A 23,019-nucleotide genomic window follows, 5' to 3' on the forward strand; every position below is an offset into this window, starting at 1 on the left:
TCTTCTATTATCTATTATCCCACAGTTAGACTTGGATGCTTTCTCTTGATGTCGCCGTCATAAAGCGGCAAAATCAAATCCACTTCTCTTTCCATTTTGGCAAAAAGCCTATAATGTTCTTCGATCGATTCGCTCAGCCCCAGCGGGATTTTATCTTCAAAATTCCTATACTTAAATACTGCATCGGTTAAGCCCACCACACCTTCTTTGGTCTTCACTTTGAATAACATCGAAGAGCGATGATGTCCACCGCAAAACCAAGAGGTTATACCTGGTAAAAACTCAGTTTCTTCATCAGGCAACAAGTTGATTCTGGCGGCTGCCTCTTGTTTTACCAAATAGCTGATCACATGATCCGGAAACAGTATATTTCTTGGCAACTGTGGAATCTCCGGGTCAGGCGCATGGAAGTCCATCCAGCCTTTGTGTGAGACCCAAATGTTGGCTTTAGGAAACTGATCCAATCCGCCCGTGGCATAAGATGTAATTGGCGTGATAATGACATCCGTAATTTCTTGTGGGGTGACATCGTTTTGAGACAGTGCATTGACGATCCAGTTGTCCTCGGTGATTACAGGCTCATGACCATGCTCATTCATCGCTTCATAAGCCCAATTAGTCCAAAGCGCATCGAGGGCAGAATAGTCTTGCGGAAAGCCAGTATTAAGTAATACTTTACGATCATCGCTTTCGATCAAAAAGGCCCAAAAAGTGAGCATTTCCCACCCGTAGAGTTTGGTCATCCAATATACTTCAGCAGCAGGCACATTAGCCTCGCCCATTTTGAGTGCTGTTATTTTATAATTGTTCATCATAGTTGTGCATTCCATCCGCCATCAACAAAAATGGTAGAGCCTGTGGTGTATTCAGCTTCTTTGCTGGCAAGAAACAGAACGGCGGATTCTACGTCTTTTGGTTTTCCTAGCCTGGCCACTGACAGTTTTGCATCAATCCAAGGCTCAACTGATTTCAAGTCTCTCGATTCCTTATCATTGATATCTGTATGTATCCAACCTGGTGCTATACTGTTGACGGTAATATTATGCTCTCCCAGTTCGATGGCCATACCCATCGACAATAAGCTGAGTCCGGCCTTCGATACACAATAGTGTGTTTGCTTCGCGTTAGACCTGTATGCCCCGACACTGGTAGTGAAAATGATCCTGCCTCCATCTCCTTGTTTGATCATTTGCTTGGCAGCTAACTGTGTGACCCTGAAAGGGCCACTGAGATTGACATCCATGTGTCTATTCCAATTGTCAAGAGAGATATCCATAAATTCTGTGAACTTACAAATCCCACCATTGCTGATCATTATATCTATACCTCCCAAAATATCGATGGCTTGAGCCACCATATCTTCTGTTTGCTTTTCATCCGCTATATCGGATTCTATATGGTGTATTTTAGTATTAAAAGTATCTTCTACCCTTTGGCACTCAGCAACGGCCTTTTCCGAATCCTTATAATGGCTGAATACAATATCGCACCCCTGCTTCGCAAGCGCATCAACATAACTCAACCCAATTCCTCGAGACCCTCCTGTTATTAATACTCTTTTACCCTTTATTTCGAACATATAATTCTTCCTCCAGTAATTCTTTCAACTTATTGCATTGAATAGGCCGAATCCTATCAATCATATGGTGAAGATCAACATTCAGAAAATTTGAGCTGTCCTGTGCTATACTGTGCCGATAGACTTTTTTTGAATTATATAATACTTTCAAGGCTTGCTCCTTTTTGAGCTAATTATGATTTGAATCCATTCAGGTCGGAGTTTCCAACTACAAAGCCCTCGGTTTCCAACAAATAATCCGTGTTTTTAAGCGAATAATTTTATTCGATTTTTAAAATTATTCATTTCTTAAATAGACATTTTGTATAAAACATTAATCATTATGACTATTTCAGATGGCCATTCTATTGCTCAAGTTTGTAATGTGCGAAATGGCAGCAAATAGCATGTGTAATTGCAATAAGTCGTTAGACTAGTCGATTCGGCCAACATGCCACGCTGTTTTGCACGAGGAATTTTTCAACAAAACACTTTACGGTCATGAAACACGATTTTATTCAATTAGACATTTGTGATGATTCCAACACGCCTAAATACAAACAAATTATTGATAGCATCATCTGGAGCATCAGAGATGGAAAACTAAAATCTGGAGATAAACTGCCGTCTATCAATCAGCTAAGTTTTGACTACTATCTATCAAGAGACACAGTAGAAAAAGCATATCGCTATTTATGCAACCAGAAAATCATTCAGTCTATCAAAAGAAGAGGCTATTACATTTTAGATGATAGTACTTCTGAGGAATTGAAAATCTTACTTTTGGTTAATGACTTTAATAGTGAAAAAAAGACCATCTATAATGAGATGATCCAAAAACTAAGCAGTCAGGCTACCATTGACTACTGTGACTATTCGCTGTTTAAAAAAATCATAAAGCATAATTTGGACGGCTATCAATACTACGTGATCATGCCAGGATTTGAAAGCCAGCAACAAGAAGAGTTGAATGACATATTGCGCGAGATCAATTCCGAAAAATTAATATTACTGGATACTAAAGCAGATCAATTGGCCAACTGCAAGGGCGGAATGTACCAGGATTTTAAAGAGGATATTTATAATGCGCTGGTAGAGGCCAGTTCCCTACTTAGAAAATACGAAAAATTGATTTTGATTTTTCCAGAAGACAAAGCGAATACTTATCCCGCAGATATCTTGGCAGGATTCAAGCGTTTCTGTGGTTTCAATCAGTTTAAATATGAAATCTACAACAACGCATCCTGCATCGACCCCAAACAATATAAAAAATCCGCCTTTGTCGTACTCGAAGAAGAAGATCTGGTAACGATCATCAAGAATATTCAGATCTCCAAGATGAAGTTGGCCAAAGATACCGGCATCCTATCTTACAATGACACAGCACTCAAAGAAGTTCTGGCAGAAGGGATTTCGGTGATCACAGCTGATTTTGCCAAAATGGGTCAAGTAGCTGCAGATATGATATTAGGACAGGTTTCAGGTTTGGTAAAAAACGATTTTCATTTTATGTCGAGAGCATCGCTTTAGTTTGTCCAAACAATCATTTTGTACAAACAAATAACTAAAATTAGTTATACTTGGAAATGGAAAACTATTGGAGATACTTTTCTGGTGACAATGAAAACTGGGGCATAAAACTTATCACATGCGGATATGAGCAAATTAACCGCAATGCTGAATACCCAGTAAAAGGTCACCCCGAGTCGCATTTATTCTCTTGGGAAGAAGGACGTACATTACCCGATTATTATATCATTTATATCCCCACAGGTGGGGGTGTTTTCGAGTCCAATACAGGACAAGTTGAAATAAAACCTGGAGATGCCATTATCATCAACAAAGAAGAATGGCATAGATACAAGCCTCATAAAGATCTTGGTTGGGAAGAATACTGGTTGGGTTTTAAAGGGGAATATATCGAAAGCTATGTGGTTAAAGATTTATTCCCTAGCAATACCACCCACATCAAACCAATGGGCTATCAAAGTGACATCATCACACTCTTTAATCATATTCTTAGATTAGTTGGCACTCCAGCCAAGCTGATGGAAAAAGTATTGTTTGGATCACTCATCCAGCTGATCAGTCACTTCACCATTGACAACAGTGTGAAGATCAAAACCAACCGACATGAATACATCGTTCAATCCAGTATCGATTTTATCAGACAAAATCTGACTAATAAAATTGACTACAAAAAAATGAGCGAGCGATTCAACTTGAGCTATAGTCAGTTTAGACTCACATTCAAAAAAGCAACCGGATATTCTTTGAATCAATTTCTAATAGCCGAAAGAATTGGCCTGGCCAGGAGACTATTACATAATACCGATATGGAAATCGGAGAGGTTGCCCATCGTGTAGGTATCAATTCCGTCTTCTATTTTTCAAAATTATATAAACAGAAAACTGGCAAGTCCCCTTCTCACGATAGAAGAAGTCAAATGACTATTTAAACCAAACAGGTCAGTACAGGATAATATTATATGATATACATAGCAAGTTAGCCATCTGAACCTAAGGACAAACGAACCAAAACCTAACACCCATGAGCGGTGAAAATTATGATAAAGGATCAAAGCAGGAAATTTTACTAAGATTCCTCTCGCATGAAGTGCGAAAACCGATTGCCAATATTATAGGAATCACTCGTTTTCTGACTAATAAAAATTTTGAAAGCGTGAACAATCAAGAATGGCAAAGCAAACTGGATTTTTCATTGACAGAATTAGACCGTGCTTTGAGCGAATTAGAAAATATCTATGACAACAAAAAAGAAAAATACGATTAAGTACACGTTACAATTGGCTTGCACATTTGGAGCAATTCTAATCGCACTTACAATCTCGCCACTACATGCTCAAGAATCAGAAGTAAAGGTCAACCACCAAGGGAAAGACTTCAATATGCTCAAGCATGCCTGGAATGCACAATGGATCACTCATCCCAGCGCCTCTACCATGGACTATGGGGTCTTCAATTTCCGAAAAACATTCGAACTCAGCACAGCACCGGAGTCATTTATAGTCCACCTCTCCGCAGACAACAGATACAAACTCTATGTGAACGGCACTTTCGTAGGCCGCGGGCCAGCCATCGGGGACATTGCCCACTGGCGATACGAGACCTATGACCTAGCCGAATACCTTCAGGCTGGAAGCAATACCGTAGCCGTAGAGGTAATCAACTTTGGTGAATTCAGACACGCCAAGCAGCAGACTTTCCAAACCGCATTCATCTTACAGGGAGACAAAAACAATCCTGTATTCATAGATACCACGAAAGACAGCGAATGGAAAGTTTTGAAAAATGAAGCCTACCAAACCATTCCATTTGTGAGCGACTCCGTAGGCGGATACTATGCGGCAGGCCCCGGCGACCGTGTAGACGGAGCCCGGTACCCTTGGGGTTGGAACTCGGCAAGCTACGACGACAGCCACTGGCAAAAGCCCAGACTGGCCATGGTCGAATTTGCCGTAGGAAGAGGGTTCCTTTTTGGAAGCACGTGGTATCTCGTACCTCGTAAAATTCCATTCCTGACAGAAACAGAAACTCGATTCAAAAAAGTGGCTCAGGCCAATGGCATCACCGTTCCAACCAAATTTTTGACTGGCCAGGAAGCCCTCACGATCCCCGCCAACACCATGGCCACGATCCTGCTGGACCATGAAATTCATACCATAGGCTATCCAAACCTGACCGTGAGCCAAGGAAAAAATGCCACCATCAAAGTCACCTACGCCGAAGCTTTGTTCTACAAGTCTTCGCATGAATTTAGTGCCCATGGGGGATGGAAAAAAGGGCCAAGAAATGATCTAGAAAACCAAGAGATCAGAGGATACTACGACATCTTTCAGGCCGATGGTGGTGAAAAACGCACCTACCAACCACAAGCCATGCGAACCTTCAGATATGTGGCCCTAGATATTACCACTGGAGACGAGCCGCTTGTGATCGAAGACTATCACAACCTCTATGTCACCTATCCATTTGAAGAAAAAGCGACATTCAATTCTGACGATCCTGAGCTCAATGCCATTTGGGATGCGGCCTGGCTTACGCTAAAAAACTCTTCTACAGACCAGTTTGAAGACCCCTACTACGAGCAGCTGCAATACATCGGAGATACCCGTATCGAATCATTGGTGTCGATCTTCGTATCGGGAGACGATCGATTGATGCGCAAGGCCATCGAGCAATTCGACGACTCCCGCATGCCCAACGGCCTCACGCAGAGTCGCTATCCTTCCTATATCAATCAGGTGATCCCCACCTATTCGCTCCTGTGGATTCAAATGATCCACGACTACATGATCTATCGAAACGATCCCGCCTTTATTCAAAACTTCCTGCCCGGCATTAAAAGCGTATTGGGCTGGTTCGAGAATAAGGTAGACAGCACCGGCATGCTGGCCAATCTGGAATGGTGGAATTTTACGGACTGGAGTGCTGGTTTTCAAAACGGAATCCCTCCCGGGGCAGACGACGGTCACTCGGCCAATGTAAGCTTGCAATACGCACTCGCCCTGCAAAAATCAGCGGATATTTTTGAGCTACTTGGACAAGATTTGCAAGCCCAGGCATATCGCTCACAAGCCAAAGCTATCATCGAAGCTACTTTAGAAAATTGCTATGATCAGGAGAAGGAGCTGATCGCTGAGCGTCCTGAAAAAGACATTTTTTCTCAGCATACCAATGTTTTTGCGATTCTTACGGATGCTGTACCTGAGCAACAACAAGCTGCGCTACTCGACCGACTGCTCACAGACGAAGACTTGGTACAAAGTACAATCTACTTCAGATTTTACTTGACGCGCGCCATGCAAAAGGCCGCCGGTGCCGATCGCTACCCTGCGAGTCTCAGGCCTTGGAAGGACATGCTAGACCTGGGCATGACCACCTTTGGAGAAACAGATGTAAACCCCAGATCAGAATGTCACGGCTGGAGTGCCAGCCCATGTTTCGACTTTATTCATACGGTCGCAGGTATACAATCTGCCGCACCGGGATTTCAGAAGGTATTGATCGAACCTGCTTTCGGACATTTAAACAAAATTGAAGTTACGTTTCCTCACCCCAACGGCGACCTGTCTGTCAACTTTTCAAAAAGCAGGAAAGGAACTATCAAAGGCACCATCACGCTCCCAGCTGGTGTGAGTGGAGATTTCAAATACAAGGACCAAACCTTGACCTTAAAATCAGGAGTAAATAATCTATAGAATTTGTGAAAGAGAACATGAAGAAGACCATATTATCACTTGCGATTATCATTTATAGCCAGATGCTATTTGCCCAAGTCACAGACGTGATTTCGCTCAACGGCAAAGTACCATTTGAACAAACTAAATCCGCTTTTCCACCGAGTAAATTCACACGAACCATACCGGTACCCGGACTGATTGACTTGGCCGAACCAAAGATCGATCAGTATGAGGCTTACTTCTCGGGCACACACGAACCACGATACAACTGGTACAAATTCACCTTCAAAGTACCGAAGTCCAAGGAAAACAAAACGGCTATTCTCACCGCCCTCAAAAGCAGATTCAACACGCAGGTGATCCTCAATGGCATCGACCTCGGCAGCTATATGCAAAACAATACGCCCATAGATGTCGACCTTACGGATCACTTGGTCTATGGCAAAACCAATACGCTGCTACTCAGACTTGGCGAGCGAGCCTGGATGCCGAAGGAAGCCGCTACCGGATTCGACAGAGAAAAATATACCGATATCCCCGGCATTTGGGACGACATCAAGATCACCTTTGGAGGCCCGATCAGAGTGCACCGAGCCTTAGCGCTGCCAGACTTAGCAGGCGAGCAGGCTACGGTCAAAGTACTATTGGAAAACTATGCCAAAGTCCTCGAGCGAAACACCGAATACAGCGCCATAGAGTACACACTCAAAGCCCACATTCGTGAGAAAAAAAGTGGTCAGGTCGTTACGGAGACGAAAACCATCAACGACAAAATCCAATGTCAGATAGAACAGCAAGAAAAAGTATTGGTCTTTGATTTTAATCATGACATCAAGCCGTGGTCGCCCGCTGACCCTTTTCTCTACGAGGCAGTCATAGAAGTTTCTGCCGACAGAAAGTTTTACGACGATTTCGGCAATCCTGAAAACCTCAAACCTGCCGACGACCAGTCATGGATTGGCCCATCTGACCAGCAAGCCATTACCTTCGGTATGAGGGATTTCAAATCGGTAGAAAAATCTTTCCAGCTCAACGGCGAGGAAATTGCACTGTTTGGGTCTACGCTTACGCTCAATAGATTTTTCGAAGACCGAGACAGAGGAAACCTACCTTGGGACAGGGAATGGGTAGAAAAAATGATGATCGAGATACCTGAAGCCATGGGATGGAATTTTTTCCGAGTCAGCATCGGACTACTGCCTCAGTTTTGGTACGACCTGGCCGACGAGCACGGTATCCTCATCCAAAACGAATACAATATGTGGAACCTGCGAGGAAGACCAGAGCAATACGCCATAGAATACACCGACTGGATCTGGGCCGATGGCAACCACCCAAGCGTGGTGATCTGGGATGCGCTCAATGAGCAAAAGCAAGAATATATTGGCAGAGAACTGATTCCGCAGCTCAGAATGATCGACCCTACCCGACTTTGGGACCTAGGTTTTATGAAGGCTGTGCCAGGCAGCAGATTGGATGTATTCGAGTACCATTGGTATCCGCTCGCACACGGTTGGTGGGTTGGTAACGACTTCATCAAACGTACCCGAGAGGCCTTCCGATTTGGCAAGCTCAACGACAAAGTAGCTGGCCTGGAGCAAATGAAACTCGCCAATGCACCGGTCATCGTGAATGAATTCGCCTGGCTTTGGCAAAATCGCGACGGCCAGACCTCCGGCGTTAGAACCTATGGCAATTTTACCGAAAATGATCGGACGCCCTACAAAGTGGACTACGAATACTACGAGCCAGACGGCAGCCAGCTATACGAAAGCAACCGTGATGTGTACGAATACTATGTAGGCAAAGAAGCGACAGCCGAAGAGCGCTGGAGTTTTCAGGCCTACTTGCAGGCGATCGAAACAGAAATGATCCGATCCACCAGAGAAGCCGATGGTGTAGCCTCATTTGCTTACTTGACAAATAACAATGGCCATACCGGCGATTGGTTTATTCACGACATCAAAGACCTTATCCCATCACAGGCCTTGCTATCTCAATACCATGTGACTCGGCCATTCGCGGCCTTCCTCGACATCGAAGATGCTCGGTATGTAAAGTCTCCAACAGCACAAACTGCCGGCGACGCTTTCAATTTCAACATCATGGTGGTGAATGACACGACCATGGCTAAATCGGGAACCATAAGCTACCAACTGCTAGACAGTCAGGGCGATGTAGTCAGTGAGGGAACTCAAGACGTGTCCGTTCAGCCTTTCTGGCAAACGCTAGTTCCTGTGACGATGACCTTGCCAGAAAAAGCAGGAGGGTATTTGGTGAAAACCGAACTAGACGACCCTACCAGCCAACGCATGAAACAGGTAAGTATCCGATACATTCAGGTGGGAGATTTAGATCAGCCCGATTACTTCGATTATGAATATCAAAAACCTGAAGGATGGCCGGAGTAATAGATAAAAGCAATTTTAAAATTCCAGTTGCCTGGAAAATGCTAGGCCTTGCCGGCCTGGTGCAGTGCTTGCCTGTCTGCAGTCAGGGGCAGCACAGCACCCAAAGAAACCCTCAGCTGGAAGAAACGCTGACCCCATTTAGACTGCCCTTGCCACAGCAGGAAAAAGTGGAGTACCTCTACGGTAAGAAGAAAGCAATAACAGGAATAAAGGCGGAGCTGGAGAATGGCATGCGCATACTCTGGCTCGACGACGACGGAGATATGCAAGAAGGTGACCTGGAGGGCGACCTGGACAACGACTGCCTCCTGGTCGACCTGAACAAAGATGGCAAGTACGGAGACGAAGGCGATCTGATCGTCGACTACATCGATGAAGATCAGGATGGCAAAGCAGACTATCAAGTCATTATAGAAAATGCAGCACGCGACTATACCGGCAAATGGAAGTCACACTACATGTGGTTTGTCGACAACGACAACGACGGCGTATTCGGCTATGTCAATTGGGACACCTTTCGATACGAAGGATGGGATCATAGCGGCAAAGCCAATTTTTTCGCTGACTATCATGGGCAAAGCACCATGCTGAAGGTACACATCTCCCCATGGAATATCGACGACTTGAGTTTCAACTGGGAAAACCCATTTCTATTTTATGACCATGATGACGATGGCCTGACTGAAATGGCCATCCGTGTAGTGGACGAACCTATAGCCATCGAAAAACCTGAAGATCTGATTACCTGGTCCTTCAGCCAAAAAGCATCGCTCGTACAGATGACCTTCGACCTGGACAATGACAATGCCGCAGGCAACGAATTGGATTTCGATATGAGTTTAAAATTTAGTGGGTCAGGCTTCGACTATTCCGATCAAGTCCAACCCATCCAATCGCACCCAATTGCAAAAAAATCCGACAAATACTTCGCCGATCCACGATGGAGGCATCTGGATCGGTTAGTATATGTCAATCACGATTCGGCCTACGATCTCACCTTTTCTCGAGGCGAGTGGAATTCCTGCTGGCTGGTGTTCGACGAAGACGACGACTGCCATCGCTGGGAGCGGGTAGAGTTTTACGACCCCAAAGACCCCTTCAAAATCGGTGCGGGCAACGGGGGACTCGATCACAACCCACAAGCCGACCCCACAGGAGATCGTGGAGAGTGGGATCTGGATTTTTCTGGTCAGGGCAACCTGTACATTTCGCCGCTGGATGGCAAAATTCATCTGCTAGGTGCGGAAACCGGCTACTGGCGCATCGATCAGAATACGCTGAGCTACCAAGGCTGGCAAGGCTGGAGAGGACCAAACATCCAACCAGAAGATACGGATCAGTTTGAACCGACCCGATTCGCCACGGTCAGCTATCAAGATACCGACGACAACGGATTCTTCGATGAAATGCATTTTGACATGGACGGTGATCAGGTATATGAGCAAACCCTTGCACTAAAAGCACTGGGCATCTCCGATACCGCCAAAGTCATTCAAACAGCTACCATGGCATACGATAACTATGTAGCACTATTCGAAGCTGTAGCCAAAGGACAAATGCAAAATGCCGAAGAAATGATAGCACTTGCACAACAAGAGAAGCTATCTACCGACTGGTACAACATCTACAAAAATCCGAGAAGCACACGAGAGCAATACCACAATGGATTTTGGCTTTCTTATTATATATTTCAGGATTTGATTAGAAAAAATTCCAAAGACAATGATAAAATGGCTTTGATCAAAAAAGTCTATTTGTATTAAACAACACAAATTCAGCAGCATATGGGAGCATTTTTAGGGGTACTATTTCATGCCATCGGCGGATTCGGCGCTGGCAGTTTTTACATTCCTTTCAAACAAGTAAAAAAATGGAGCTGGGAGAGTTCCTGGCTTATTTTGGGGCTATCGGCCTGGCTGGTGGTGCCATTCATTGCCGCATGGCTCACCATCCCAAACCTCTGGCAAGTCTTGATGCAGCCCGACAGTGCCGTGAAGGGTTGGACCTATTGCTTCGGACTCCTATGGGGCATCGGAGGACTTACTTTTGGTCTATCCATGCGATATCTGGGCGTGTCGCTAGGCATGACTATCGCACTTGGGCTGTGTACTGCGTTTGGCACGTTGATCCCTCCTATTTTCAAAGGTACTTTTACCAACTTATTACAATCCGGATCAGGGATGATTACCCTTTGGGGCATAGTGATCTGCCTGGTAGGTATCGCCGTAGTAGGACTGGCAGGTGCACGAAAAGAAAAGGAAACTGAGACTGCTTCAGACGACGAGTTCAGTTTGTATAAAGGTTTGATAGTAGCTATTCTATCCGGCATTCTCAGTGCTTGCTTCGCCTTTGGCTTGGAGGCCGGGACACCTATCGCAGACCTCGCTTTTGCTCAGGGCGCCAGCGATCTGTTCAAAAACAACGCGGTGCTGGTATGGATTCTTTGGGGTGGCATGACCACCAATGGCATCTATTGCCTCTACCTCAACCGTAAAAACAAAACCTCCTCGGATTATCAAAACTCAGCGACTCCTCTATCGAAAAACTACCTTTGGGCAGCGCTAGGCGGTCTCACGTGGTATTTGCAGTTTTTTTTCTATGGCATGGGCACGACCTTCTTAGGAGAAAATCTTGAATTTGCCAGCTGGTCTATCCACATGGCCTTCATCATTTTCTTTAGCAACCTGTGGGGCATCATCTACAAAGAATGGGTGGGCGCCTCGAAACAGACCATGTGGATATTGGCTCTGGGGTTAACCATCGTGATGGTGTCCATCCTGATGATTGGCTTGGCCAATACTATCTCTCACTAATCCTTTGAACCCGCGACAAAATGAACCTCATTCAAAATTACAGTACTCCCCTTGCCCTGCTGCTGGCAAGTTGTTTATGGTCTTGTGTTGGGTATAGCCAGGACAACTCTGTCTTGGATGTAGATTTTGAAAACCAAGCCATAGGCAATTACGATACTACTGCACTCCAACAAGATTTTGACACCATCAAATGGTCTATCATCAAAAACAGAGGATCGGTATTACAGGATGGAACTAAGGGAAAGGTATTACAAATCAGCTATCCTCAGGGAGCTGTGGGGCCAGAGCAAGGTGGTGTCCAGTTTGTGAGACCCATACCCCCGGCTGCTACCTACTACCTCAGCTACGACATCTATTTTGAAGAAGGGTTTGATTTTGCCCTTGGCGGAAAACTACCCGGCCTTACCAGTGGCGGGGCTGCCTTTACTGGCGGCAAGCATCCTGATCAGGGACAGGGGTGGAGTGCTCGCTACATGTGGACCGGAGAGCAAAAGCCTATCGTGTATCTGTACTACAAAGACATGCAGGAAAAATATGGCGAGGCAATACACCTGAAAGCTAAATTCGAAACGGGAAAATGGCACACCTTGATACAACGCATTCAAATCAATACACCAGGTAAGAAGGATGCCGAGATAGAAGTCTGGATGGACAACCAAAAAGTAGGACAAAAGAAAAACTTCAGCATAAGGGAGGGCGACTTAGGTCTGATTGACTCATTTTATTTCTCGACCTTCCACGGTGGAGCTACACCAGAGTGGGCTCCTAAAAACGATAGTTTCATCCAAATAGACAACATTCGGATCTACAAGCAGCCTGCTAAATAAGAGGGTTCCCCTGACGCGTGCTTATCTGGACTCAAAAAGTGAAACCAGGACGACACATAAATAAGATTACAGTCGCAATTCAATTGCGACCGAGCAGAAAAACTATTTCGCTCGATTGCCCTCCGCTCGATCCCCCCCTTACTTGGTGTAGTTTGGCTAGATTCTCTCCAAATCCAACTCGACTGTATATAGGCCTTCAGGCAAACCTAATTGATAATCTATCGTAATATTATCGTCATTTACAATCTCTCCGGAAAACAAACCCAAAGGACCTATGGTTTTTTCCTTCCAAGAAACTTTGTATTTAAAACTGAAGTTACCCAAATCATGATTAGGCCTTTCCGAATTTCTATTTGTAGTAATGGAGATTTTATCATTTTCCATTTTGACAAAGGTGAGGATGAAACTATCCGTACCACTATCTGAAGCTCCAGATAAAGGGTTTGAAAAGGACATTTCTTCTGACGCCTGCCAATCTCCAGCTATCATGTCTGCGGAATACAAGCAACTGCCATTATCTGAAATCGCACTCGCATCGAAATTCACGCTTTCCGGATCGCTACAACCTCCAGATTCGTCACCATCATCTGAGCAATTGAACAATAAGATAGCAACTAACATAAAAATAGCTATTTGGCTTAACTGGTTTTTCATTTTCATTTGTAATTTATTTGTAAAAAAAACATTTGTATCTTTCCTGCCATTTCGCTCGATCGCAATTGTATTGCGATTGTATCTTCCAGGCATTTGCAATGCCCATATAGCTATAACAAATTAACATTCATCACCGCTTCTTTGCCGGCATAGTTTCTGGCACTACTGTACAGATACTCTTCCGGCTCACTTACAAAACCAGCCTCCACCGGATTGTTGTGAATATAATCCAGTTTTTCATCCAAAAAACCATTTGTCTCTATCTGCTTTGCGTGATACCCCTCTTTCCAAAGTATGTAATCTGAACCTCGCTGCGTTCGATTCGCTTCATAGCTAAACTTGTTTAACATCCACTCCCTACGACTCTCAGGGATTTCTTTGATTAGTCTGATGAGCGACTTCGAAGTAAACTTTTTAAAGTCCCTGATAGTAGAAACCAAATCATGACCCTGTGCTGTACTTACAATCATATGAAGGTGACTAGTCATGATCACATAGGCATGAACGTTTAACCCTTTCTCTTTCACACAATAATTGAGCGAATCTATCAGACAGTCTCTATAATCCCTTCTTACGAACAAATCAACCCAGCCTACTATTGTAAAGGTCACAAAATACAGTCCCTCATTATCTCTTATTTTATATCGGTTGGCCATAGAAGATAAAGATAGAGCACTCGCATTTTAAATGCTAAATAAGATTACAGTCGCAATACAATTGCGACCGAGCAGAATCCCGATAGATATCGGGAGCGACCGAGCAGAGGAAGCGAAACTTGAACAGCATTTATTTTCACCAACCCAATCGCTCCTGTTCGGCTTTGATGTGGCTAGTGACATTGATAAATGTGTCGATCCAGAGCTCTTCTTGATTTTCCTTTAGATACTCCAAAAGCTCCAGGTGCGCTTCGGAGGAAGTATTGAGATATCCGCCTCCTACACTGTGAAACAAGAAAGTAATGACCGTACCATTGGCCTGTGCTTTCTTCACTTCAGCGATCATTTGCTTGCCTGACAAATCTGAACAGCTGGTGCTGGGCATCAGGTAGGGATCTACCTCCTTGAGTGACGTGGGGACTGGGCTCAGTCCTCTGGCCGCCACAAAAATATGCTGAATACTATCCGCAAAATCTACGCCTTGAATGGTGTGGTCTACGCAGGTATAAGCAAACGTTCTTTCCGTTTTGTCATCCAACGCATGCAGCAATGAGTTGGCCGTATTCAGCTCGTTCATCAACTGTGGGAAGCTGTAGCCATCCAGATCGTATTCGGCTCTGATCCATTCAAAATTTCTTTCGCCAGGAATCACCTTTCTACACGGGTGAAAAAGCGTGTGATTGGCCAACTCATGACCATTGGCCGCTGCAGCGCGCCACTCTTCGGTTCGGTGGGCTACAGTCTGTGCACTACCCGTCAGAAAAAACGTGCCTTCAAAACCATACTCGTTGAGCTGGGGCACCACGATGTCCAGATGACAGTCGATGGCATCGTCATAAGTCAGCACCACGGCGGCTTTCTTTCCTCCCGGCCATTGGGGTGATTTTTGAGCCATCACATTCGTGCATGAAATTATTACGCCGAGCGTGATTAATACTTTGCTATGCTTTACCATCATCACCATTTAATATTTTCGTTGATAAAAGAAATTAAACTTTGCGCCAAGGCTCGCTGCTCCGCTCTATTGGGGTGTCCTAGTGTTTGTTTGTAAGGCACCACGTGGGTGTAGATTCGGTCATCCGCCAAACCCTGTACGGCTCGTTCGACATACGCTGGCCAGGGCGAACCTTCCTGGGTCATGTCCATATTACCCAAGAGACAAATTATGGGTACTCCCTGATATTTGTCTCTTAGGTTTTGAATGAATTTCCGATAGGCCAAAATAATTTCTTCTTCGGTTGGTTTGGTTTCCCCAAATCTTGCTTTGAATTGTGCGTGCTCTGGTCGTTCGACCAACCAGAAATCGTTCTGCATCAAGTTGACCACCACGAGCTCAGGGATATATTGGGTGAAGTCCCAGTGACTAGATGAATCCCGGGGATTCAATCGGTCGTACAGCTCTGGCATAGTCATTGGAAACCAGCTGATGTTGATGCCGATTCCACTTTTGCAAATCGAATGATAGTCCGCCTCAAAATGGCGAGCCACCAGTGACGCATAGCTCACATAATGATTGGTATAAATACTATCTGGTCGATCCTGACCGCTGGTATCATCCACTGCATAGCCAGCCGTGATGGAGTTGCCATAAAACTCTATTCTTCTTTTTTTCGACTGTGGTTCACTCAGCTTAGGGTTGGTGCCATACACTTCAAATCCCTGAAAGGAAGTCTTGCCTTTGTCCCATTCGGTACGCTTGAAAAGCGCTACGGTATGTGGGCCTTCTTGCAGGCCTGCGGCTAACAGATATCGCCTTGTAAGCGTGTCCAATCGTAACATGCGTACACTGTCCCGATCTATGATCACATTGAAGTAATTGGCCCCTTTCTCGTCTTGCAGATAGGCAAACAATGAATCCCCCTCAAAATCTACTCGGGCCGAAGAACCTGGCCAGTACAGATTGGCGTGACCTAATTCAGGCTGGTCTATCCTACCTGAATAGGCAATAGCTTCATGGGCAGGGGATACAAATACCGTCTGTGGTGCATCACAGCCGACTAGCAAAAGCACACCCCAAAATCCTATCAAAATATTTCTCATATCGTGGCTTTGAAGGTTATTCTCCGGGTTCTCTGATTCTTTCGATCATCTGCTTGACCTCTTCAGGCGGTGCAGCATAAAATCTGGATATCACTATCGAAACCACAAAATTGACGATCATGGCTACCGTACCGAAGCCTTCTGGAGAAATACCAAACCACCAATCAGTCTGGTCTCCACCACCAAAAGCTTGCAATTTATATTTGACCATATAGAATAGCATGAGCAACGTACCTATGATCATGCCAGCCACTGCGCCTTCCTTGTTCATTCGCTTGTCGAATATCCCTAAAACTATAGCCGGAAAAAATGAAGCCGCTGCCAAACCAAAGGCCAGCGCTACCGTGGCCGCCACAAACCCTGGTGGGTTAATACCAAAATAACCAGCAACGATCACCGCTGCTCCTGCTGCAATACGAGCCCATCTCAGTTCTCCCTTATCGGAAATATTAGGTTTGATCTGCTTTTTGATGAGGTCGTGAGACACACTGGTGGATATCACCAAAAGCAACCCAGCCGCCGTAGAGAGTGCAGCGGCTAGCCCACCGGCTGCCACCAAAGCAATCACCCAATTGGGCAACTGTGCGATCTCAGGGTTGGCTAGGACAATGATGTCACGATCAATTTTCAATTCGTTTTTTTCAGGATCCGCAACGTACTGGATAGTGCCATTTTCATTCTTATCTTCAAAGGAAATAAGACCTGTGGATTCCCAGTTCTTAAACCATTCTGGGACTGAGGCATATTCGGCATCTGAAACGGTTTCAATCAAATTTGTTCTTGCAAAAGCCGCTATAGCTGGTGCTGTGGTATAGAGAATAGCTATCAATATCAAAGCATAGCCTGCTGAAATACGAGCATCTTTCATACTCGGCACGGTAAAAAATCGCACGATCACGTGTGGTAATCCTGCCGTTCCTACCATGAGTGCAAAAGTGATCGCAAACAAATCCAGTGTGGATTTAGCACCAGTCGTGTATTCTGCAAAGCCGAGTTCTCTATGAAGGCCATCCAGCTTGTCGAGCAAATACGTACCTGACCCATCCAACAACTGACTACCAAAACCAATTTGTGGAATCCACTTTCCGGTAAGCTGAATAGATATGAATATGGCAGGCACCATATAGGCAAATATCAAAATGCAATATTGCGCCACCTGCGTGTAAGTGATACCCTTCATCCCGCCCAAAACAGCATAAAAAAACACAATCACCATTCCGATGATCACTCCAGTATTGATGGGCACCTCGAGGAATCGAGCAAATACCACTCCAACGCCTCGCATCTGACCCGCCACGTAGGTAAATGAGACGATCAGAGCACAGACTACGCCTACCGTTCTGGCAATGTCTGAATAATATCTGTCGCCGATAAAGTCAGGAACGGTAAACTTCCCGAATTTTCTAAGGTAAGGGGCCAGCATCAGAGCCAGTAGCACATAACCACCCGTCCACCCCATCAGGTAAACTGCACCATCGAATCCCATGAAGGAAACCAAACCTGCCATAGAAATGAAAGAAGCGGCGCTCATCCAGTCTGCTGCAGTAGCCATACCATTGGCCAATGGGGGCACATGCCCACCAGCTACATAAAACTCATCGGTACTTCCCGCCTTGCTCCAAATGGCTATGCCTATATACAAGGCAAATGACACCCCTACGATGAGGTAAGTCCAAATTTGAATGTCCATAAAATTAGTCTTGTTTGGTTTGGTGATTGGCGTACTTCTGATCAAGCCTGTTCATTCAGCCATACGTACACAAAGATGATGATCACAAAGGAGTAGATGGAGCCCTGCTGGGCAAACCAAAAGCCGAGGCCAAAACCTCCAAGTTTTATCTGATTCAGTTGATCTACCCAAAGAATGCCAAATCCAAAAGAGGTGATAAACCAGATACTCAGGAGAATGATCAGATAGCGAATATTTTGACGCCAATAGGCTTTGCCCTTTTGTTTATCCATCGTTATTATGTTATAGAGAAATCCTTTAACTCAATTTACTACGAACATGCGATTTATCTTCTGCTCGTCAATTTCAATTGTAAGAATATACGTTTGACTCCTTAGTGATTTAGAAGGCTCGACCCGGATGATGTCCGCTCCTTGGGAAGACATTCGCAATTTCGAATCTACTTCTCGACCAGAAATATCCCTAAGTCGTAAGGAGGTCACCTTATACCCTTTGGTCCTGACAAAGAAATCGCCTGATTTCGAAGGATTAGGATAAACTGTAACTGCTTTTTGCAGCTCTTGCTGAACAGACAACACATCTGATTCGGTCACTGTAAGTTTTATCTCTTCCTTATCGCTGAGCGTACCGTCCGACACCTTTAAGGTGAAAATATAAGTTCCTTTGTCTCCATCCTGAGGTTTTAATACCAATTTTCCAGACCCCTTGGTAGTTTCACTAAAAGTAACAAAACTCGGCGCAGCTACTAAATCAAAGCTTAAATCGTCATCTTCGGCATCTGAAGCAGACACAAACACTTCCTTGGTAGCATTTACCGCTACGGTCTGGTTGCCTATATCAGCAAGTACAGGCGCGGTGTTTTCAGTGTTTACTGCCAGGTCGAATAGTTCCGAAACGGACAAGGCGCCATTGTCAGCCATGATTCTAATATTTGGATAATCTCCTTCTGAACCTATGCCAGGAGCCAACTCCAACGCTGCGGTTCCGTCTCCATTATCCGTCAAGGTGGCAAATGCCGGAAGATTGCTGCCCGTGATTGTCAATGAGTTGTCGTTAGGATCGGTAACCGAAATATTGATCGTTTTTGTCTCTCCTTCAGCCATGGTCAGATCATCAATAGGTGCAATGACAGGTAAGCTGGAAGAATAATACTCATAAGCCCCTGCGTCTACCGTACCGTTCGATAATCGATTATTTCCTGCCAGATCCAGAGATGTCAAATCCTTATTGATTCCCACATTTATGGCAGGACTTTCTGCTTTAGTCAGATAATTATAATCCTCATAGTCTTGGAAATAATCATCGTAATCAGACGAGCTGTTTGTTCCGATTTCAAGATTTCCTTCTACCGTAGATGAGTTATCAAATTTGTCAAATGAAATATCAGCCGCCAGATTGTTTCGAATAATATTATCAAAATTAGTCTGGCCAGTTTTGCTGTTGTCATCAATCAATATCCAGGGGATTTTACTGTCAGAATAATAGGGATGCTTGATCACCGTATTGTTTTGCACCCGACTATTTCTAGCCCCATACAAAGAAATACCATGATAGTGATTCGTCACCAACAGATTATTTTCGACTACCCATCCATCAGGGTAACCATCGGTGATAATAATTCCCTGCATAGATTCTCCTATGAGATCATTGTCTATCACGAATTGAGTAATCGGATCTTCGAAAAGAAGAATCTTATTGAATCTGATGGTCAGTCCTTCGGATTTCGGATCGCCAGTAAGAATGTAGGTTTGGAAAGCATCGTCGTGGTTGGTCTCATAATCTTCTACATAACAATCCCTAATCGTATTGTATTCGAAGGTTTGGAATTGGCCCAATCCTCTAACCGCATCACCAGCGAAGTTGTCTATCAGGTTTGAGGTGGCACTGGAATGATCTCCTCTCAGAGACAAAGCATGGTAGGTGTTTTTAATTGTTGTGTGCTCCACCACTACATTTTCTCCTCTCATATCCATTCCACCTTTGGCGTTGGCATACCAGTCGGCCTTGGTCCAGGTCGAGGATTCTTCGGCTGATTGTATCAAGCAGTTCTTAAAGGTAAGGTCCGTGCTGTTTACGTCGCCAGTGACCAGAAAGCCTTCCTTGCTCAACGCTGACCCTGCTCCATCTATGGTCAGGTCGGCGAATGTCCAGTTTTTTGAATTGGCAATCGTTAATCCATCCAATACAGGGTCGTGTCCGCTAAGTGCCTTTACGGTAACACCATTGGTGAAATTTTTACTCGAAATATATGGCAAGCCATGATCTCCTGATAGTAAGTAAATTAAATCTCCATCTTCGATTACTTTTCCGGTAGCCAATGTGGTAGCCAACGAACCCCATGGGTTGGCTTCGGATCCATCGTTAGCATTGCTCCCATTGATCGGGTCGCAGTAGCGGATCGTTCCTTCAAAGTTGGCGATCTCAATACTGATCTCTTCTGAATCCTCCAGTTCTCCATCAGATACTGTGATGGTGATGTTTTCGGTCAGCCCTATATCATCGCTCGAGCCTGGCGTAATTGTCAATGTCGCTGTTCCATTGTTGTTATCTACTAAAGAGGCAAAACCTGGCAATTCTTCCGAAGCGCTAAAAGTCAGAAAGTCATCGTCTTCGTCGCTCGCTGTAATGGTGATGCTGGATTCCTCTACATATGAAAGCGACTGGTCGCCTATCGTAGCAAGTACCGGGGCATGATTTTCATTTACCGTAGTACTTCCGGTGACTACCACCTGCCCTTGATCCGGCACAGCTTTCACCAACACATAGTTGTCCCCTTCGTGGGTCACCCATGTGGTTTGCCTAGCCACACCATCCTGTAGGGCACTGGCCGACACCCAATCATTGTTTACTCGAATTTTGACAGTTAATGGATAGTCGAATACTTCATCCTTCATATCATCGGTCAGCGTAAATTTTACCGAAAGGTCCAATACCTCATCTACGGTCAAACTATGCGAGTCTCTTTCTTGTCCGTACTTAGCCGCTTCACTAAATCCAGCGATCCAAAGCTCGTCTGCATGATCGTTGATATAACTCATATGGGATTCGGTATTGGTCTGGAGTGTGCCATTGCTGGTCACGCCGTGATAATGAGCGGAATACCATCCGCGATAATAGGACGTGCCGAATAATTTAACTGTTCCTGTCTCATCCAGTAAATTATCAATGTCCGCATTGCTGTTGGTCGCACTCCGGCTATTTAGTGCCAAATAATCAATGGTATTGGCTTGATTCATGACACCGAAGGCACCTCTCATGGCTACATAGATGTCCCTTGCAATATGCTTATCGTATTCGATACCGCATGGGTAGGCATAGGTCAAGGCTTCCCCCGTCGTATTTTCACTAATATCATCTTTGATACTTTCCAAAGCCGTTCTGTACACTTTGTCATTGCTAGTATCTGTTTCGTCTATATCACTATTGATATCACAATCATCGTGGCCATTCACTTCATTTCCTTCATCTATGAGTGTTTGATACTTATCCCAATCGGAGACCTGATTGTCGATAATAAACCAGGTGAATTTTAAATTTTGATGGGTGTCTTGAAGGCCGAGCCAAAAACTATGATCGGCTTCTATATTGTCGTCGATGGTAATGGTGGTCACAGCCAATTTATCATCATTCCAAAAGCTCACGTCTGCTTCTCCATGGGTAGCAGGCCAAACCAAATCAGTAATGGCAAAGCGGTTGCCGCTTGGTTCATCTAAATTCATCAATTGATTTGGATCCCTATCTACTATGGATAAGGTAATCGTTTCGCTGTCTTGATCCTCTCCATCGCTAACGGTAATCACCACATCAGAATAATCTGCCAATGTGGATTCCGATATAATTTCAATGTAGGCCGTTCCATCTCCATTGTCTACAAAGAGCCCTGAAGGAGGTAGGTTGTCAGACACGCTAAAAGTCAACGCGTCATCATCTGCATCCGTAGCGGAAAGATCCAGTCTGCCGTAGCTGTACTGCTGAATATCCAAATCTCCAACAGCAGCCAAAACAGGCGCTACATTGGGTGCTTGTGCGGTGATGTTGATATCAAAAGTCTCATCGTCTGTATATTCTCCGTCAGACACCGTCACTACGATATCTGGATAGGTGGCAATAGCGCCAGCATTGGTAATAGTGATCGATGCTGTGGCATCTCCATGATCTGCAAAGACAGCAGATGGAGGCAAGTTATTGCTTACGCTAAAAGTGAGCGCATCGCCGTTAGAATCTGTTGCAGAAAGGTTGATGGTTAAATCTTCTGTGGTTTCCACGCTTTGGTCACCGATAGCAGCCAGTACCGGTGCTACATTCACCACGGGCTCGTGAGTGATGGACAAGGTAGCTGGATTATCGTCCTCTCCACCATGAACGAGAAAAAAGTGAGCGCCTGTCATATCCGGTTTGTCAATACTTAGTCGCAAGAAAACAAAATCTCCAGCTTCTGCACCCGCTGTATATTGGGCTTTGAGGTAATTGACAAGGTTTGCATTTCCGGTGACGGAGGTCTCTTCAAACCTCTCGGTGTCTAAATTTCCTTGTGGTACATTTTTTTGAAAATAATCATCCTCAATACCTGTATCAGCCCCATTGCCATTGCCAAACGCTCCGCCATAATGATCATCAGCTGAAATCGCAACAGTACTTGCGTAGTCCAAACCATACAAATCAACGAAACAATCTGCATCTATCCATTCCCTTCCATAGGACACATAGACTTTCAAGCTAGCCTCTGTTATTTCCTGACCTGCAGGTATCGCTGGTAGTTCGAAAGGAATGATCACACTTGTCAAATTGGCATTTCCTCCTGCATCACTCTTACCAAGCTTCATTCCCGATTTGGAAGCAAATGCAATTGACTCTGTAAATGGGTTGTTTTCTGTAACTATTGCAGGATCTGAAACAAATCCATCACCTGCCGGGGCCGTCACCACTATGGTGGTTTGCGCCATTACCAATTGTGACATGAGTACACCTATCAACCCTACAAAACCCTTCCTCATCATTCCTCTCTTTTTCATGCTGAATGCTAAAAATAATACCTATGATACTTAATTCAAACTTGACTTATTATCAGTGGCCGTATATAGCTGCCAATGGACATTAAGACAATGAACACCCAATTTAAAGGACCACTAGGATTGGTCTGTCCTGTGCTATATGGTAGCTGTCATT

General features: G+C 44.7%; 16 protein-coding genes and 1 pseudogene. 8 read left to right on the plus strand and 9 right to left on the minus strand.

Annotated elements, in window-relative coordinates; translation table 11 throughout:
- Positions 1-14 precede the first annotated feature (14 nt).
- Together ACOQO5_RS13965 and ACOQO5_RS13970 are read right to left on the minus strand one after the other, a co-directional pair.
- Complete coding sequence (locus tag ACOQO5_RS13965) at positions 15-815, minus strand: hypothetical protein (protein WP_420582304.1); 801 nt, start codon at positions 813-815, stop codon at positions 15-17.
- Positions 812-1,579: an SDR family NAD(P)-dependent oxidoreductase gene (locus ACOQO5_RS13970; protein WP_420582305.1), complete on the minus strand. Its 768-nt coding sequence runs from the start codon at positions 1,577-1,579 to the stop codon at positions 812-814. The genes ACOQO5_RS13965 and ACOQO5_RS13970 overlap by 4 nt, the downstream gene beginning before the upstream one ends.
- A gap of 480 nt (positions 1,580-2,059) precedes the next feature.
- Here ACOQO5_RS13970 and ACOQO5_RS13975 point away from each other — a divergent pair, with 480 nt between their 5' ends.
- The 8 genes from ACOQO5_RS13975 (at position 2,060) to ACOQO5_RS14010 (ending at position 12,813) form a co-directional block, all read left to right on the plus strand.
- Complete coding sequence (locus ACOQO5_RS13975) at positions 2,060-3,088, plus strand: GntR family transcriptional regulator (protein WP_420582306.1); 1,029 nt, start codon at positions 2,060-2,062, stop codon at positions 3,086-3,088.
- A 56-nt stretch (positions 3,089-3,144) separates the two neighbouring features.
- Positions 3,145-4,017 (plus strand): helix-turn-helix domain-containing protein, encoded by an 873-nt coding sequence (locus ACOQO5_RS13980; protein ID WP_420582307.1) that lies wholly within the window; start codon positions 3,145-3,147, stop codon positions 4,015-4,017.
- A 92-nt stretch (positions 4,018-4,109) separates the two neighbouring features.
- The gene (locus tag ACOQO5_RS13985; RefSeq protein ID WP_420582308.1) at positions 4,110-4,352 is read left to right on the plus strand and encodes a hypothetical protein; all 243 of its coding nucleotides are present in this window, start codon (positions 4,110-4,112) and stop codon (positions 4,350-4,352) included.
- Positions 4,324-6,780: an alpha-L-rhamnosidase C-terminal domain-containing protein gene (locus ACOQO5_RS13990; protein WP_420582309.1), complete on the plus strand. Its 2,457-nt coding sequence runs from the start codon at positions 4,324-4,326 to the stop codon at positions 6,778-6,780. The genes ACOQO5_RS13985 and ACOQO5_RS13990 overlap by 29 nt, the downstream gene beginning before the upstream one ends.
- Positions 6,781-6,797: 17 nt before the next feature.
- Positions 6,798-9,173 carry a glycoside hydrolase family 2 TIM barrel-domain containing protein gene (locus ACOQO5_RS13995; protein ID WP_420582310.1) on the plus strand — a complete coding sequence of 792 codons (2,376 nt, stop codon included), beginning with the start codon at positions 6,798-6,800 and terminating at the stop codon, positions 9,171-9,173.
- A complete protein-coding gene (locus tag ACOQO5_RS14000; RefSeq protein WP_420582311.1) occupies positions 9,161-10,936 on the plus strand; it encodes a hypothetical protein in 1,776 nt (591 codons plus the stop codon). Before ACOQO5_RS13995 ends, ACOQO5_RS14000 begins: the two co-directional genes overlap by 13 nt.
- Before the next feature lie 21 nt (positions 10,937-10,957).
- Positions 10,958-11,986, plus strand: coding sequence for an L-rhamnose/proton symporter RhaT (locus ACOQO5_RS14005; protein WP_420582312.1), 1,029 nt, complete (start codon positions 10,958-10,960; stop codon positions 11,984-11,986).
- A 20-nt stretch (positions 11,987-12,006) separates the two neighbouring features.
- Entirely contained in the window at positions 12,007-12,813 is an 807-nt protein-coding gene (locus tag ACOQO5_RS14010; RefSeq protein ID WP_420582313.1) for a polysaccharide lyase, read from the plus strand.
- 156 nt (positions 12,814-12,969) lie between these two features.
- On the opposite strand, the gene ACOQO5_RS14015 is transcribed toward ACOQO5_RS14010, so the two are convergent.
- The 7 genes and pseudogenes from ACOQO5_RS14015 to ACOQO5_RS14045 all read right to left on the minus strand — a co-directional run bounded on the left by ACOQO5_RS14015 (position 12,970) and on the right by ACOQO5_RS14045 (position 22,865).
- Entirely contained in the window at positions 12,970-13,467 is a 498-nt protein-coding gene (locus ACOQO5_RS14015) for a hypothetical protein (protein ID WP_420582314.1), read from the minus strand.
- A 110-nt stretch (positions 13,468-13,577) separates the two neighbouring features.
- Positions 13,578-14,123: an REP-associated tyrosine transposase gene (locus ACOQO5_RS14020; RefSeq protein WP_420582315.1), complete on the minus strand. Its 546-nt coding sequence runs from the start codon at positions 14,121-14,123 to the stop codon at positions 13,578-13,580.
- Between the two features lie 136 nt (positions 14,124-14,259).
- Positions 14,260-15,081, minus strand: a complete 822-nt coding sequence (locus tag ACOQO5_RS14025; protein WP_420582316.1) for a polysaccharide deacetylase family protein — start codon at positions 15,079-15,081, stop codon at positions 14,260-14,262.
- Positions 15,081-16,163 carry an SGNH/GDSL hydrolase family protein gene (locus tag ACOQO5_RS14030; RefSeq protein WP_420582317.1) on the minus strand — a complete coding sequence of 361 codons (1,083 nt, stop codon included), beginning with the start codon at positions 16,161-16,163 and terminating at the stop codon, positions 15,081-15,083. Before ACOQO5_RS14030 ends, ACOQO5_RS14025 begins: the two co-directional genes overlap by 1 nt.
- A gap of 16 nt (positions 16,164-16,179) precedes the next feature.
- On the minus strand, positions 16,180-17,853 hold the full coding sequence (locus tag ACOQO5_RS14035; RefSeq protein WP_420582318.1) for a sodium:solute symporter family protein: 1,674 nt from the start codon (positions 17,851-17,853) through the stop codon (positions 16,180-16,182).
- A gap of 4 nt (positions 17,854-17,857) precedes the next feature.
- Positions 17,858-18,125, minus strand: a pseudogene (locus ACOQO5_RS14040) (DUF4212 domain-containing protein).
- A 30-nt stretch (positions 18,126-18,155) separates the two neighbouring features.
- A complete protein-coding gene (locus tag ACOQO5_RS14045) occupies positions 18,156-22,865 on the minus strand; it encodes a choice-of-anchor Q domain-containing protein (RefSeq protein WP_420582319.1) in 4,710 nt (1,569 codons plus the stop codon).
- Between the last annotated feature and the right edge of the window lie 154 nt (positions 22,866-23,019).

The sequence above is a fragment of the Reichenbachiella sp. genome (assembly GCF_965223055.1).
Classification (GTDB): domain Bacteria; phylum Bacteroidota; class Bacteroidia; order Cytophagales; family Cyclobacteriaceae; genus Reichenbachiella.

Coding starts and splice junctions, on each gene's coding strand:
- ACOQO5_RS13965 (WP_420582304.1), bottom strand. CDS start 815: ATGATGAACAATTATAAAATAACAGCACTCAAAATGGGCGAGGCTAAT.
- ACOQO5_RS13970 (WP_420582305.1), bottom strand. CDS start 1,579: ATGTTCGAAATAAAGGGTAAAAGAGTATTAATAACAGGAGGGTCTCGA.
- ACOQO5_RS13975 (WP_420582306.1), top strand. CDS start 2,060: ATGAAACACGATTTTATTCAATTAGACATTTGTGATGATTCCAACACG.
- ACOQO5_RS13980 (WP_420582307.1), top strand. CDS start 3,145: ATGGAAAACTATTGGAGATACTTTTCTGGTGACAATGAAAACTGGGGC.
- ACOQO5_RS13985 (WP_420582308.1), top strand. CDS start 4,110: ATGAGCGGTGAAAATTATGATAAAGGATCAAAGCAGGAAATTTTACTA.
- ACOQO5_RS13990 (WP_420582309.1), top strand. CDS start 4,324: ATGACAACAAAAAAGAAAAATACGATTAAGTACACGTTACAATTGGCT.
- ACOQO5_RS13995 (WP_420582310.1), top strand. CDS start 6,798: ATGAAGAAGACCATATTATCACTTGCGATTATCATTTATAGCCAGATG.
- ACOQO5_RS14000 (WP_420582311.1), top strand. CDS start 9,161: ATGGCCGGAGTAATAGATAAAAGCAATTTTAAAATTCCAGTTGCCTGG.
- ACOQO5_RS14005 (WP_420582312.1), top strand. CDS start 10,958: ATGGGAGCATTTTTAGGGGTACTATTTCATGCCATCGGCGGATTCGGC.
- ACOQO5_RS14010 (WP_420582313.1), top strand. CDS start 12,007: ATGAACCTCATTCAAAATTACAGTACTCCCCTTGCCCTGCTGCTGGCA.
- ACOQO5_RS14015 (WP_420582314.1), bottom strand. CDS start 13,467: ATGAAAAACCAGTTAAGCCAAATAGCTATTTTTATGTTAGTTGCTATC.
- ACOQO5_RS14020 (WP_420582315.1), bottom strand. CDS start 14,123: ATGGCCAACCGATATAAAATAAGAGATAATGAGGGACTGTATTTTGTG.
- ACOQO5_RS14025 (WP_420582316.1), bottom strand. CDS start 15,081: ATGATGGTAAAGCATAGCAAAGTATTAATCACGCTCGGCGTAATAATT.
- ACOQO5_RS14030 (WP_420582317.1), bottom strand. CDS start 16,163: ATGAGAAATATTTTGATAGGATTTTGGGGTGTGCTTTTGCTAGTCGGC.
- ACOQO5_RS14035 (WP_420582318.1), bottom strand. CDS start 17,853: ATGGACATTCAAATTTGGACTTACCTCATCGTAGGGGTGTCATTTGCC.
- ACOQO5_RS14045 (WP_420582319.1), bottom strand. CDS start 22,865: ATGAAAAAGAGAGGAATGATGAGGAAGGGTTTTGTAGGGTTGATAGGT.